At 44.0% G+C, this 14,686-nt stretch carries 15 protein-coding genes; 4 read left to right on the top strand and 11 right to left on the bottom strand.

Annotated elements, in window-relative coordinates:
• Nucleotides 1-202: 202 nt before the first annotated feature.
• Both MU515_RS18655 and bamJ read left to right on the top strand, forming a co-directional pair.
• Nucleotides 203-823: a thiol:disulfide interchange protein DsbA/DsbL gene (locus MU515_RS18655; protein ID WP_260261907.1), complete on the top strand. Its 621-nt coding sequence runs from the start codon at nt 203-205 to the stop codon at nt 821-823.
• Between the two features lie 17 nt (nt 824-840).
• Nucleotides 841-1,314, top strand: coding sequence for a BamJ family beta-barrel-assembly machinery protein (bamJ, locus tag MU515_RS18660; RefSeq protein WP_260261908.1), 474 nt, complete (start codon nt 841-843; stop codon nt 1,312-1,314).
• Between the two features lie 105 nt (nt 1,315-1,419).
• Here the strand turns inward: bamJ and MU515_RS18665 are convergent, their stop codons facing one another.
• From MU515_RS18665 to nrdD, 4 genes are all read right to left on the bottom strand, one after another.
• Entirely contained in the window at nt 1,420-2,019 is a 600-nt protein-coding gene (locus MU515_RS18665; RefSeq protein WP_260261909.1) for an ATP-dependent zinc protease family protein, read from the bottom strand.
• Between the two features lie 65 nt (nt 2,020-2,084).
• Nucleotides 2,085-3,266, bottom strand: coding sequence for an amino acid aminotransferase (locus MU515_RS18670; protein ID WP_260261910.1), 1,182 nt, complete (start codon nt 3,264-3,266; stop codon nt 2,085-2,087).
• A 261-nt stretch (nt 3,267-3,527) separates the two neighbouring features.
• Nucleotides 3,528-3,992 carry an anaerobic ribonucleoside-triphosphate reductase-activating protein gene (gene nrdG, locus MU515_RS18675; RefSeq protein WP_260261911.1) on the bottom strand — a complete coding sequence of 155 codons (465 nt, stop codon included), beginning with the start codon at nt 3,990-3,992 and terminating at the stop codon, nt 3,528-3,530.
• A gap of 86 nt (nt 3,993-4,078) precedes the next feature.
• On the bottom strand, nt 4,079-6,199 hold the full coding sequence (gene nrdD / locus MU515_RS18680; RefSeq protein WP_260261912.1) for an anaerobic ribonucleoside-triphosphate reductase: 2,121 nt from the start codon (nt 6,197-6,199) through the stop codon (nt 4,079-4,081).
• Nucleotides 6,200-6,493: 294 nt separating this feature from the next.
• Here nrdD and MU515_RS18685 point away from each other — a divergent pair, with 294 nt between their 5' ends.
• Nucleotides 6,494-7,396 (top strand): endonuclease/exonuclease/phosphatase family protein, encoded by a 903-nt coding sequence (locus MU515_RS18685; RefSeq protein ID WP_260261913.1) that lies wholly within the window; start codon nt 6,494-6,496, stop codon nt 7,394-7,396.
• Here the strand turns inward: MU515_RS18685 and MU515_RS18690 are convergent.
• Genes MU515_RS18690 through MU515_RS18700 form a run of 3 tightly spaced genes read right to left on the bottom strand, consistent with a single transcriptional unit; the run spans nt 7,377 to nt 8,563 of the window.
• Nucleotides 7,377-7,835 (bottom strand): YeeE/YedE family protein, encoded by a 459-nt coding sequence (locus MU515_RS18690; protein ID WP_260261914.1) that lies wholly within the window; start codon nt 7,833-7,835, stop codon nt 7,377-7,379. The genes MU515_RS18685 and MU515_RS18690 overlap by 20 nt on opposite strands.
• A gap of 15 nt (nt 7,836-7,850) precedes the next feature.
• Nucleotides 7,851-8,255: a YeeE/YedE family protein gene (locus MU515_RS18695; RefSeq protein ID WP_260261915.1), complete on the bottom strand. Its 405-nt coding sequence runs from the start codon at nt 8,253-8,255 to the stop codon at nt 7,851-7,853.
• A complete protein-coding gene (locus MU515_RS18700) occupies nt 8,255-8,563 on the bottom strand; it encodes an ArsR/SmtB family transcription factor (protein WP_260261916.1) in 309 nt (102 codons plus the stop codon). Before MU515_RS18700 ends, MU515_RS18695 begins: the two co-directional genes overlap by 1 nt.
• Before the next feature lie 176 nt (nt 8,564-8,739).
• On the opposite strand from MU515_RS18700, the gene MU515_RS18705 reads away from it, so the two are divergent.
• Entirely contained in the window at nt 8,740-10,434 is a 1,695-nt protein-coding gene (locus tag MU515_RS18705) for an FAD-dependent oxidoreductase (protein WP_260261917.1), read from the top strand.
• 63 nt (nt 10,435-10,497) lie between these two features.
• On the opposite strand, the gene def is transcribed toward MU515_RS18705, so the two are convergent.
• The 4 genes from def to MU515_RS18725 all read right to left on the bottom strand — a co-directional run bounded on the left by def (nt 10,498) and on the right by MU515_RS18725 (nt 14,481).
• Nucleotides 10,498-10,995: a peptide deformylase gene (def, locus tag MU515_RS18710; RefSeq protein WP_260261918.1), complete on the bottom strand. Its 498-nt coding sequence runs from the start codon at nt 10,993-10,995 to the stop codon at nt 10,498-10,500.
• 81 nt (nt 10,996-11,076) lie between these two features.
• A complete protein-coding gene (locus MU515_RS18715) occupies nt 11,077-11,403 on the bottom strand; it encodes a hypothetical protein (RefSeq protein WP_260261919.1) in 327 nt (108 codons plus the stop codon).
• 31 nt (nt 11,404-11,434) lie between these two features.
• Complete coding sequence (locus MU515_RS18720; RefSeq protein WP_260261920.1) at nt 11,435-12,157, bottom strand: hypothetical protein; 723 nt, start codon at nt 12,155-12,157, stop codon at nt 11,435-11,437.
• A gap of 410 nt (nt 12,158-12,567) precedes the next feature.
• Nucleotides 12,568-14,481 (bottom strand): DUF885 domain-containing protein, encoded by a 1,914-nt coding sequence (locus MU515_RS18725; protein WP_260261921.1) that lies wholly within the window; start codon nt 14,479-14,481, stop codon nt 12,568-12,570.
• Between the last annotated feature and the right edge of the window lie 205 nt (nt 14,482-14,686).

Here is a 14,686-nt window from a genome sequence, read left to right on the forward strand (position 1 = left end):
GGTCGTATAGCGTGCAATTTCTATATCGTGCTTTTGAATAAATTCTTTAGGTTTATCTGCGAAAAACCGATTCTAGATGTGATCTCGACATTTCTATGACCCTAAGTTGTTAGATTTTGCTAATCTCTCTATATAAACCCCTGAGTTAACGGTAAAATCACCGTCACTTTTGATTCACATGTGTGATTAGAGAATACAAACTATGAAAAAGCTTCTAACCCTTCTTGCGCTTGGTGCGAGCATTGTTCTTGTTGGTTGTTCTGACAACTCGACTCCGGTTGAAGGTAAGCAATACCAAGCTCTACCTGCTAACCTATCCACTTACCGCTTACCCCAAGTAACAGAAGTGTTCTCACTCACTTGCGGCCACTGTCGTCAAATGGAAGGTGAGCTAGAGAAAATTGAACAGCTAACGGGCCAGAAAATTGGCAAACTGCATGTGACTTTCAACGAGTCAGCACAAATCAGTGCCATGATTTACTACAGTGCGGAAATGCAATTAGCAAAACAACCAGATCACGAAATGATGGCTGATCTGTTTGCTGCGGTTCAAATGGGCGAAGGCGCAACCAATACAGAGCGCAAACAAGCGATTGATAAAGCGTTCGAAAGCCGCGGCCTAATCAGTCCTTATGATTTGGATGAAGAGCAGCAAACTCAGCTTTTCAAGGCCATTCACCTAGCGGATGAAATCTCGACTAAAGCTGAAATTAACGCAGTGCCAACCTTCATCGTTAATGGCAAATATCAAGTGATCACATCAGGTCACCAAGATGTTGATGGCATTGCCAACACAATCAACTTCCTTATTAATCAACAATAATTCAACGGATAGAGTTCATGTCTAAGATTATTTTCCCTATTGTTATCTTCGTTTTGGCGGGCTTTTTCATCTACCGAACTTGGACAACACACAAAGCGTCAGATGAAAACTTTCAACTTGGTCAGGCTTTCTTAGCTGAAAATGGCCAAAAAGAAGGTGTCGTTACTACTGAAAGTGGCTTGCAATACCAAGTATTGTCAAAAGGCGAAGGCACTGTTCAACCAACGGCTAGTAGCAAAGTAAAAGTGCACTACCACGGCACGCTTATCGACGGAACTGTATTTGATAGCTCAGTAGAACGTGGCGAGCCAATAGAGTTTGGCGTAGGCCAAGTAATTAAAGGCTGGCAAGAAGGCCTGACTTACATGTCTGAAGGCGACAAGTTCCGCTTGTTTATTCCAAGCCCTCTAGCGTATGGCAAAAACGGTACAGGCCCTATCCCACCAGCGGCAACGCTTATCTTCGATGTTGAGCTATTGGAAGTGAAATAGTTATCTGAATATCGAATAGACGAAAACTTAAAAGACCGCTGTAAAAAGCGGTCTTTTTGTTTATGAATACTTGGATTTAACCATCACAACGATGAGGCGCAACCACTATTCTCGCTTATCTTGAACATACTTCCTCGATACATCGACTAATGCAACATTGTCAAAGAAGCTGCGTCCGAGCAACACAGGAAAGGTTAGATGGGTGCGATCAGCCAGGGTAAATGCCGTCTTTTCTTTTACGTCGCCAATTTGAATCCAAGCCTGCACTACCGCGCGTCTTTGCGTGCCCTCAGCGCTTGATTGACGAATCCTTACCCAACGATCCACAGGTAAAGCCATCTCTTTGCTCTTGATGTTGTCATGTTCAATTTTGAACTTAACCCAATCTTTGCCATCGCGCTCAAAGGGAACAATATCCGTCGCACTGATTGATGATGTTGTGGCGCCAGTATCAATACGTGCTTTAAAGCTTTCTTGAAGTCCTGGGATATACACCCACTCTTGCTCGCCCAAAATTAAACGACCATCAGAGGTATGTTTCGCTTGAACTTCTATCGTTGGCGCGACAGGTGGTACGGGTTTAGCAACTTCTACTGGCGTTTGAGCAACACTAGAGGCTGGTTCGGCAGAGGGGTTAGTATTAGCACAGGCAGTCAAGCCACCAGTAATTAGCAACGGAAGGACAAGTTTCCACGGTTTATTCATTCAATCACCTAATCCAGTTTCTGCCCAATAAAAAGAGGCTCCTTTGAGCCTCTATCTTACTGAGCCTACGACACTTTGACTATTGCATCGGCCACATAAGGGATATCTTTTTCGGTCAGTCCCGCAATATTAATGCGGCCATCCCCGACTCCGTAGATACCATATTCATCTCGAAGTCTCGACATCTGCTCTGGGCTAAAGCCTAGCACCGTGAACATACCTTTGTGGCTTTCGATAAAGTTGAATTGTGAAGTATTGTGGCTATTTCTCAACTCATCACACAAACTCTTACGCAGGTTTAACAAACGCTGCTGCATTTCACTTAACTCTTGCTTCCACACACGAGTGAGCTGTTGATCTTTCAAAATGGTTTTGACTAAAGCCGCGCCATGATCAGGTGGCATAGTATATGTAGAGCGTGCCAACGTAAGCAGTTTGCCTTTCGCGTTGTTTACATGCTCTTGGCTTTGACCAACAACTATCGCTGCGCCGGTACGCTCGCGGTATAAGCCAAAGTTCTTTGAACACGATGTGGTGATCAGTATCTCTTCAACGTTGTTCGCCATAAAGCGCAAGCCTTTTGCATCCTCTTCTAGGCCTTCACCAAAGCCTTGATACGCGATATCAACGAACGGAGTGAAACCATTCTTTTGTGCTAACGAGGTAATCTGTTGCCACGCGTCAAAATTGATGTCAGCGCCCGTTGGGTTATGACAACAGCCATGCAGCAACACCACATCATCTTTGCCTGCGTGCGACAAATCAGACAACATCTTTTCTTGGTCGACTTGCTTGGTATCAGCGCTAAAGTAAGAGTAGTACTTCACTTTTAGGCCCGCTGCTTCCATTACAGGTTTGTGATTTACGTAACTCGGATTAGAGATCCAAACCGTGGTGTTTGGCTGCGCAATTTTCATTAGATCGCCCAACATACGCAGTGCGCCACTCGCGCCCGGCGTTTGAATTGCTGCCACTCGGTCCATCGCTGAAGTGCCTGAAAGCAGCAAATCAATCATGGATTGGTTGAACTCTTCACAGCCCGCTAAACCCACATACGACTTGGTTGTTTGCGTCGCGACAACGACATCTTGCGCTTGAGATACGGCACGCATTACAGGCGTTTCACCAGCGCTGTTTTTATACACACCAATACCAAGGTCAACCTTTTCAGGCCTTGGATCATTTCGGTATGCAACAGAAAGAGAAAGGATAGGATCCAACGTCGGTGTTGGTAATTGAGAAAACATGAAAGTCACAGCCCTTTGAAATTCACTATTGATTGAAATTCAAAGTACCACTTGTTTATGCGGATTTCGACTATAAAAAACCGATGCGTACTGAATAATTATTGCCAAATAAGAATTTGGTTGGTTTTTTAGGCTAAATGAAGGCTTGTTTTGCTATTCGACAATAAACACAGCCATATCTCGTGAGAGGTATGGCTGCTTGTGTCGAAATATTCACATTTATCACTATATAGGCGACAAATCGTTGATGTGATATGGGGATTACTTAAAGCGATAGATGACCTGATTAGAGCTGCCCCGCCACTCCAAATTAAGATCTTTCTTATCTTGCTCAAACTTGCCGTCAACTAGCACATCAATGTAATCGACAATTTCACGTTGCTCGGGTGTAAGCTCGGCTAATGTATAGCCCGTCCACATCCAAATATCTTTACCTTCACACTCTGCTTTTACGCGTTTTACTATGCGTAATATGCCTTCAAGGTTTGCAGGGTGCAGTGGGTCTCCCCCCGACAGAGACAAGCCTTTCTTCTTGATGCGGTCGTCATTTAAATCGGCAATCAATTGGTCTTCCATTTGCTCGGTAAAAAGATCCCCAGCATCAAGTTTCCATGTCGTTTTGTTGTAGCAACCACGGCATGCATGCACGCAACCAGAGACAAACAAAGTAACGCGAGTGCCTGGACCGTTAACCACATCAACGGGATAGTATTGAAGATAATTCATAAGCTTAGAGTGCAAAACACCAGCCCGAAACCGAGCTGGTGATGATATTAAAGATAAATCGAGTTCGCGATTAAGAGTGTATTCTCTTAAAGGTGCTTAACGCGGCGTTTCACTTCTTCTTGTTTACCGAAGTTAAATGGACGCGCATCAGGACTGCCTAGGTAGCCACATACACGGCGGGTTACCGAAACTTTGGTTGAGTCATGGTTACCACAGCTTGGGCAGGTAAAGCCTTTACTTGTACACTCAAACTCACCGGTGTAATCACACTCATAACACTCATCAATTGGGGTGTTAGTACCGTAGTAAGGTACGCGGGTGTAGCTGTAATCCCACACGTTCTCTAATGCTTCAATGTTACGCTGCATGTTAGGGAACTCGCCGTAACAGATAAAGCCACCTGACGATACATGCGGGTAAGGCATTTCGAAGTCGATCTTATCGTATGGGTTAACTTTTTTCTCAACATCTAGGTGGAAGCTGTTGGTGTAGTAACCTTTGTCTGTAACGCCTTCTAGTACACCGAACTCTTTAGTATCGATGCGGCAGAAGCGGCTACACAAGTTTTCACTCGGTGTTCCGTATAGGCTAAATCCGTAGCCTGTTTCTTCTGTCCACTGCTCTACTTGTTTCTTCAAGTATTCAACAATCGCGATCGCTTTCGCGCGCAGCTCGCCACTGTCGTAAACATGCTCTTCGCCGCTAAACAATGCGTTGATTGTTTCATGGATACCGATGTAACCCAGTGAAATAGACGCACGGCCATTTTTAAAGATTTCAGCGATTGAATCGTCTGCTTTCAGGCGAACACCACATGCACCTTCCATGTAAAGGATTGGGGCAACGCGAGCACGTACGTTTTCAAGACGAGAAATACGCGTCTCAAGAGCACGGCGGGCAATGTGCAGTTTTTCATCAAGCAGTTTGTAGAACTCTTTCTCGTCGCCTTTCGCACGAATCGCGATACGAGGAAGGTTCAAACTCACTACACCAAGGTTGTTACGGCCTTCGTGAATAAGTTCGCCGTTCTCTTCGTAAGTATTTAAGAAGCTACGACAACCCATTGGCGTTTTAAACGAGCCAGTCACTTCAACCACTTTGTCGTAGTTAAGGATATCTGGGTACATACGCTTAGAAGCACACTCTAGTGCAAGCTTCTTGATGTCGTAGTTTGGATCTTGCTCTTTGTGGTTCAAGCCATCTTGGATTGCAAATACCAGTTTAGGGAATACCGCTGTCTTACGGTTTTTACCTAGACCTGCAATACGGTTCTTCAAGATAGATTGCTGAATGAGGCGTGAAGCCCAAGAGGTACCCAAACCAAAACCAAAAGTAACAAATGGCGTTTGACCGTTTGCAGTATGCAGCGTATTTACTTCGTACTCTAAGGATTGGAATGCATCAAAACACTCTTTCTCTGTACGTGCTGTTGCGAACGCTTCAGGGTTGTGGATATCCCACTCTTTAGCAATCTCAAGATGCTTCTCAAAGCTTGCTAATACGTAAGGTGCTAACACCTCATCGATACGGTTAATCGTTGTACCGCCGTAAATGTGGCTCGCCACTTGAGCGATGATTTGCGCAGTTACCGCTGTCGCAGTAGAAATTGATTTTGGTGTATCAATTTCTGCGTTACCCATTTTAAAACCGTGTGTCAGCATGCCTTTTAAGTCAATCAGCATACAGTTAAACATTGGGAAGAACGGTGCGTAATCTAGATCATGATAATGTAGGTCGCCCTCTTCATGAGCTTGTACGATATCACGTGGCAGGATGTGTGTTTTCGCATAGTGTTTAGCCACGATACCCGCAAGTAAGTCACGCTGAGTCGGGATAACTTTACCGTCTTTGTTGGCATTTTCGTTGATTAGGTCAACGTTGCTCTCTTCGATAAGGCCTTCGATTTCACGTGTCAGCGTGCTTTGCTTCTCACGCGCGATATCGCGGTCATGACGGTATTCGATGTAGTTACGAGCCAATTCTTTGTATGGCCCTTGCATCAACTCATCTTCTACTAGGGTTTGGATCTGATTGATGTGAACTTCATCGTGATCACTTAGCTTCAGCTCTACCGCTAATGCCACATTTAGGGCATAAATCGCGATTTCTTTATCTACGTGCTCTGATGCTGCTTCCACTGCTGCTTGAATACGATCCCTGCTGAACGGAGCCCGAGAGCCGTCACGCTTGATTACGATAGGTTTCACTTTTTCTCCTTACCCCTAGAATACTCACAGAGTTATCCACAAATACACTATATAGGGTTTATTATTGTTTGGCTGACACTATATGTTGTGGCGTATTAAACTCCAAACCACCACCCAAAAGTATTGATTTCGATCAATAAAATTAAGCTACAGTACAAGATCAAATCGATCTTGGCGGCACGGATCTCAGATACAAATAAAACCATGAAAATTGAAAAAATTAGGCTTTTAAACTTGATTTTTTGGGAAGGCTTGTAAGATAAAGGATAGAGTAGTCTCACAGGAGTGACAGGTATGAAATCGGTGATAAAACGTCTCATTTTCCTATATGTAGTGGTTTTGTGTCCACTACCAACACAAGCGCAACAATTGGTCAATTTGTCATCATGGAATATGGAATGGCTCGATTTACATGGAAATGAACGTTTCGCACCGTCATTACGCAATAGTGATGATTTTTACAAAATGTCGCACTATTTAGAGACACCGATTCCAATGATCCTTGCCTTCCAAGAGGTATCAAGTAAAGAGGCAATATCGAAAGTCGTGGGGGATCAATATCATATCTATTTGTCAAACCGCTCATTGGCGAAGTTTGACCACCTTCAATTTGAAGATATCAATCAATACACCGGATTTGCCGTCGCTAAATCTTTGCCTGTGTCTGATCCTACGGACATCAATCTACTGAGTTCTACCCAAAGCAATTCAAAAAGAAAGCTTCGTTTCGCGTCTTACATCATTATTGAAGCAGAGCAACCTATTCATCTACTGAACGTTCACTTAAAAGCTGGGTGTAGCGGCAAATTTAGAACCAATCGAAACTGCAATACCCTTCGCCAGCAAGCAAAGGCGATGAATGATTGGATAAGCGATCGAGAGGCAAGTAATCAAAGCTACGCGATTGTCGGCGACTTTAATCATAACCTCGCCTATCCAAACGATTGGATGTGGGAAGTTCTAGCGGAAAACACATCGGCAAGGTTAGCAACCCAAAATACAAAAGCGAACTGTAAAGTGAGAAGCCGAAACGACCCAAACCAACTGCATCAGTTTAGGTCTTTGATTGATCATATTGTGGTAAGCAAATCGCTTGAGCTAAGCGTGCCAAAGCAAGTGACATTTCGCCCAGACGATGTGCTCAACTATCAATTAAGTGACCACTGCCCAATAAGCGCTACGCTGACTTTACCTTAATCGCTTTAAACAGTGGCCATTGAGGTAATGTTAAGCCTAGCGACATCGCCACGATAAATAGCCATATATCGCTATTTCCTAGCGCGATACTTGCTACAGCCGGCCCGGGGCAAACACCTAACATGCCCCAACCTACCCCAAATAGGCTGGCACCTATGAGTAGTTTTGCGTCGATGTCAGTTCGGGTTGGTACACTCAACTCACAGCCAGAAACGGCTTGCGCCCTAGATTTAATTAGCCAATGGTAGCTTGGCATAAATACAAAAAGCGCTCCGCCCATAACAAACATTAAGCTTGCATCCCAATCACCGCTAATGTCTAAAAAGCCAATCACTTTTTCAGGATTAGCCATACCGGAGATCACCATTCCCGCACCAAACAATCCGCCAGCGCAAAGTGCAGCAAGATAGAACCATAAAACCTTACTTGTCTGTTTCATTGACGCCACCTTACCTTATTTAATTAGCCAAACAGTGAATATCGCGACAGCCATAAATGTAACGGTGGCGACTACAGAACGGCGCGACAATCGGCCAATACCGCAAATACCGTGTCCACTTGTGCAGCCATTAGCTAACGATGTACCTAGGCCAACCAATAGCCCGGCAATGACAATCACGCCCGTATTGGTCGACAATTCATCGGGCAAGTGAAAATCAACAACCCAACTTGCGATTGCCCCGCCTACTGCCATAGCGATGAGAAATACAACTCGCCACGCCACATCACCTCTGACTGGCAGCAAAGCACCACGCAATATTCCACTAATACCGGCGACCTTGCCAGACACTAGCATCAGCAAGGTCGCCGAGGTACCTAACAACATTCCACCCGCTAACGGCATCCAATACTCGCTCATCACACTTGCTCCTCTTGCTTGCAAAAGATTGCATTTAAGCTGCCAATCAACGGCTCGACGCGTTTATCCGCTAAGGAGTAGTAAACTTGCTGCGAGACTTTGCGCGGTTTTATCATGCCATGCTTTCTCAAGACCGTAAGGTGCTGGGAAAATGCAGATTGAGTAAGTGTCGAGTTTTCCTGCAACTCGCCCACACCGACCTCTCCTTGAGTTAGCTGACACAGAACCATTAAACGCTCAGGATGAGCGATCACCTTCAACCAATCAGATGCTGTCGTCGCATCATTCTTAAACTGTTCAATGTTCATTCGTGCTTACCATTTTGTTGAACGCTATTTAAACAATAACGTCACACCTAAATATTAGTCAAGACTAAATTAGTAATTAAATATTTAGCTGAAATAACATTAGACAATACTAAAATACAAACTTATAGTAATACCCAGTGTTCAAATATTGGTCCTATTTCGGTTGAGGAACAGCAATGACTAAGATTGTAATTATCGGTGGTGTCGCTGGTGGCGCTTCTGCAGCAGCAAGAGCAAGACGCCTAAGTGAAGATGCTCAAATCATCATGTTTGAAAGAGGTGAATTTGTTTCCTTTGCTAATTGTGGCTTGCCCTACCATATCGGTGGCGACATTCAAGATCGCAGCAAATTACTACTGCAAACCCCTGATAGTTTTCTCGCCAGATTCAATGTCGATGTGCGGGTGATGAGCGAAGTTATTGCGATTAACCGCCAAGACAAAACCGTTACCGTTAAGAACCAACTTGATGGAACGGAATACCAAGAGAGCTACGACTTTTTACTGCTTAGCCCAGGCGCGACTCCCGTTGTTCCACCTATTCCCGGGATTGATAACCCACTGACTCATTCTCTGCGCAATATTCCTGATATGGATCGCATCATCTCGACGATCGAGCGTAATCAAGTAAAACACGCGACCGTCGTCGGCGGCGGATTTATTGGCCTTGAAATGATGGAGGCATTCCACCAGCTAGGCGTAGAAACAACATTGATTGAAATGGCTGATCAAGTTATGACGCCCGTTGACCGCGAAATGGCGGGCTTTGTACACGCAGAAATTCGCGAGAAAGGCGTTGATTTACGCTTGGGCACTGCATTAACCGCGGTTGAATATATTCCTCACTCTCATGAAAACAACACCTCGCAAGGTGCGAATAAATTGGATGTGGGCAAACTAGCGCTTTCACTAAGCAGTGATCAACAGCTAGACACCGACCTTCTGATTATGGCGATTGGTGTTCGCCCTGAAACCACCTTGGCACAACAAGCTGGCCTTCAAATTGGCTCACTCGGTGGCATTTATACTAATGAACACATGCAAACCAGTGATCCTTCAATCTATGCCGTGGGTGATGCTGTTGAAGAAAAAGACTTTGTCTCCGGCGAGCAAACCCTTGTGCCATTAGCAGGCCCAGCCAACCGTCAAGGCCGCATGGCAGCAGACAATATGCTTGGCCGCAATGAAACTTACCAAGGAACGCAAGGCACAGCCATTTGTAAGGTGTTTGATCTTGCTGTTGCTTCAACGGGTAAAAATGAAAAGCAGCTCAAGCGTGATGGAATCCAATACGAGAAAGTTTTTGTTCATACCGCCAGCCATGCTAGCTATTATCCCGGCGCAGAAACGGTTTCTTTCAAAATGCTGTTTGACCCTATCTCAGGCAAAATCTTTGGCGCACAAGCGGTGGGCAAAGATGGCATAGACAAACGCATTGATGTCATGGCCGTCGCGCAGCGTGCGAGTATGACCGTTGACCAGTTGCAGCATTTGGAGCTGACTTATGCTCCGCCGTTTGGCAGTGCCAAAGATGTCATCAACCAAGCCGCATTTGTTGCTAACAACATCATTAAGGGTGATGCAATGCCAATCCATTTTGATGAGATGGAACATCTGACTGATAACCAAATTCTATTGGATGTCCGTAACCCAAGCGAGCGAAGTGACGGCAATTTCATTCACGGTGATATCAATATTCCTGTTGATGAGTTACGTACTCGAATGAACGAGCTACCTAAAGACAAAGAAATCGTGATTTATTGCCAAGTTGGGTTACGTGGTAACGTTACTTATCGACAACTGGTTAATAGTGGCTATAAGGCGCGCAACCTAATTGGTGGTTTCCGCACCTATCGCTTTGCACAGCAATAGCCTTCACCATAAATACAAAAGGAGCCGAGTGGCTCCTTTGTTGCTGAATGTTAGTCGCGCTAGTTAGTTGCGCTTAGCTTTTTTGACCTTCTTAAGCGCCATCTTACGCTTTAGTGGTGAAAGATAGTCGATAAATAAATTACCAAGCAGATGATCGATTTCGTGCTGCATTACAATCGCTAAAAATTCATCACTCTCGATGGTAATTTTGTTCCCGTCTCTATCAAGAGCTTCAACTGTAACCGAGGTAAAGCGCTCAACATCAGCATAGTAACCGGGAATAGATAAACACCCTTCTTGTCCCATTGCTTTATCACTGCCACGAACAACTTCAGGGTTAATCAGCACCAATGGCTCATCTCGGTTTTCCGAAATGTCGATAACAATGACTGATTGATCGCTGCCCACTTGCGGCGCTGCCAAACCAATGCCATTACCCGTGTCATACATGGTTTCAAGCATGTCATCCACTAAACCTTGAACTTGGCTTACATCTTTTACAGGCGTGGTTTTCACCCGTAATCGCGGATCAGGAATGGTTAAAATATCGAGTACGGCCATAGAGTTACAAACTTTTTATTAAATTCAACATTAATACGATGCACGTTACTAAAAACGACAAATGAAATCAATTCTCATCTACTATTGCTTTGTCAGCATCTCGCCATCGACGATCATCTTCCATTCACCACCATCGATATAAGGCGGCTGCATGACATCAAACTCAGTTTCGATAAACAAAAAGCCAACCACAAAATCATCGCCTTTGAACTCAGTGATTGGTGCTTCGATGCTTGTGGAGGATGAATCGCTCTCACGTTTGTAGTCGATTGTACCGTCAGCATTAATCAGTAAGTGCATTTGCTCACTCTTCCATAGGCCAATGTAGTCTTGCTTGTCGTCTGGTATCGGCTCGGAGCACCCAACTAATGCCAGTGTTGCACCAATCAATGCCAAATAACGTTTCATCTATTTTTATTCCTTATCACCTTATACAGGTTTAAATTCTCGCTTTATCCATCAATCCCAGCGCGTACTCTCGCATTTGCCTAGCGTTATCGCCATGTTTTATATCACCACATGTCGCGCCATCATATTCAATCTCTGGAGAGGAATAAACCGGTAAACTGACTTCTGAAAAACTCATCACCGTACCCGCTCCTTTGCACAAAAAGCCTTTGGCATACGATTTAATTTTGTGATGATATTCATAGGGTATTTTAGATTTAACCCATTTATCTAGAGAGGCGACGGGTTGCGTATCAGCGTGCATCGCCCACGCGATATGGCCAAGCTCATGTTCAAGAGTATTTAGCGGCGCATCTTCCGCCAAAATGAAGAAGCTACCGTTAAAGTTAACGTGCTCAGAGGCTGAAATGTTACCCAGCACATAATTGTGTTGTTTTTCGAGCACCAAACCATAATAAGCGGTCTTATCTCGCCTCATTTGGTTAATGCGCTTTTCCCCTACCGCTTCTAATAACTGTTGGTGCAAAGTGTCGCTGTCTACAGCGAGTTGATCTGGCAATCTAACCCATTCGATTTTTTCGAGAGTACGAGTCATAGGCACACAAGAATTGGAAAGTACTAGGTTGGCGTAATTGATCGCATCAACAATACGGTCATGCACCGCATTGATGGAGGTCTTCTGCTTAATTTTTTCGTCGACGTAAAACGTAATCGAGGTTGAAACCGTGTTGTTCAACGTGCACTTTGGCAACACTAGTTCACCATCACTACGCGTATTCCCCAAAAGGAATAACAGCGCAGTAACCAAAATGATTACTGCAAAAATGGATTTTTTATTTACCCTTTCAAGCAAACTCATACCGCTAAATTTGTGAAATCGTTTGCAAAATATACACAGACCTAACAAGCGAAAACACAACAATGGCTCAAAATGAGAATTGTCTCCAAACTCTTTTATGGGTTTGCCGAATAGATCGACATAATAAACGCTCAGGCTATAAAAACTTCCCTTTCAAAATGGAAGCAAAGATCACTCCACGTCGAACGAATATCAAGTCAAACAACACAGCTTAGCTTTCTATTTATCATTTAAATACATCTATTTAACAAAAAGAACCTCGCACATGGCGAGGATCTATACAGGTAAGTTCAACTATTAAACAGTTACTGAGCTTTTATCCAGTTTCTGATGCTAGTTTCAACCACTTCCATTGGTTGGTCACCATATTTTAGTAACTGATCATGGAATGCGGCCCAATCAAATTTATCGCCAAGTTCCGTTTGAGCTTCTTCAAGTAGCGCCTTAATCACAATGTAACCCGATTTATACGATACTGCTTGGCCAACATACGCGGCATAACGGTAGCTTTCTGACTCAATATCACCATCACCAAGTGCAGAATTACTGTGTAAGTAATCCTGAGCTTGTTTGATGCTCCACCCTTTGTCATGAATACCTGTATCCACCGCTAAACGCATATTGCGTAGTTGTGCTTCATTCAGACTACCAAAGTATTGCAATGCGTTACATTCTTCGGCGTCTTTATAGATGCCACCTTGGAAGGTTGTATAGTCTGTATCCGCTTTACACATACCGGTACCATCAACAAAGGTTGGTACCCCATCAGCATTAAGCTTGCCATAGATACCCATCTCTAAACCAAGCCACTCAGTGTATAGCGCCCAGCCTTCTGCATAAGCCGTGTACCACACGCCTTTGATATAATCAGGTTTATTTGCTGGCGGGTATTCAATCGAGTATGCATTTTGGAAGTGGTGACCAGGGGCAGCTTCATGAAGCAACAGCGTTGACACGTTCCATTTTTGTAAGCTGTAATCTGGGTTCGTGTTGAGGTTGAACTCATTGCCGCCATAGGATGCGACGCCGACATATGGCTCATCTGCTGCGGGGGTCGGTACAATGGTGTAATCGGTCTTAATAGGTTTGAAGTAACTTGCTACAACATCGTTTGCATCTACTTTAAATGTATTGTAATCAATCAACGCGGATTGACACGCATTTGAATTTGATGCCGGCTCACACAATGCCTTGTATTGTGTATCCCCAACGCTTACCCCATCACGATCGTAGAAGAATTTTTCACTATTTAGATAGGCGAAAAACTCCGTAAGATTGATATTCCCGCCGCTTCTTATATTAAATGTTCTATCAACGATAGATTTGTCGGCTTGGCGGAATTTAGCTGTAATACTGTCGCCTTGCTTATCAGCAACTACATCGGCAACACGGATCATTTCTGCTTTTGCATCAGCAACCAAATCTTCACCCATTTGGTGCAACTCTGCTGCTGGCTTACCAGTGGTGCTGTTGCGGTCCAACTGCCATTGATACCAATTTTTACCGTCTGGTAAATCACCCCAGCCTATATTTGTATCGGTATCCGCACCTGTAGGTCCAGTACCTCGAGCTGCGCCAATATAGCCACCTTCTAGTAAAGCAACCAATGCACTAACCGCCCCTGTTGCTTCATTTACTGCAGTTTCATACTCAGTAGTAAAATCGCCACTACTAGGTGTTGGAAGAGTTTTTAAGTGGTTTAATCCAACTTCCAATACTTTGCTATCCACGACGTTAGTTTTTGTCGAGTCAATCAACTTTTGAGTAAGTATTTTAGGAAGTTGAGCCTGGTCAATAATACCCGCGTTATACAAGGAAGTTAAATTAGTGACCCAACCAGTAAATTCTCTTACTACACTAATATGCTCTTGATACTCTTCCACGGTACCTAATTCCTTACCGGCATCTTCTGCATTCCAAGCGATATAGTTATAAAAGTGCGTAATAGGTATTTCGAAATTACCAAATCGAGTATTTAAAAAGTCAGCGCCACGAATTGCTATCTCTCTATCAAATACAAACGTGTCATAATATATTTTTTCTTCGTCTGTTAGTTGTGAGCGATCTATGGCATTTAATTTATTAAGATACTCCTGATCAAGTTCCTTTCGCTTTGCGACCATTTCATCTGTCACTTCCCCAAAGTAAGAGTTATCAAGCGCTGCAATATCATCTTGATAAGTGTCAAATACATGTAGCATTGCTGATGAAGGCGACATACTGTCACCATTACTATCATTACAACCAGTAATAGCAACAGACGCCAATAAAGCTAAGGCGATGGGATTGAGTTTGCCAAGTATCAAGGGCGCGAACGTACTTTGTTAAGCTGATGTAAAGAGAACTTTTGCTCTATAATCTTTGTCCCACGTAGCCTTATTCATCTTCCTTGGTACAGACACGCTCCCTTCTGACTTCCTGAAG

The organism is Vibrio intestinalis (assembly GCF_025195085.2).
Lineage (GTDB): Bacteria > Pseudomonadota > Gammaproteobacteria > Enterobacterales > Vibrionaceae > Vibrio > Vibrio intestinalis.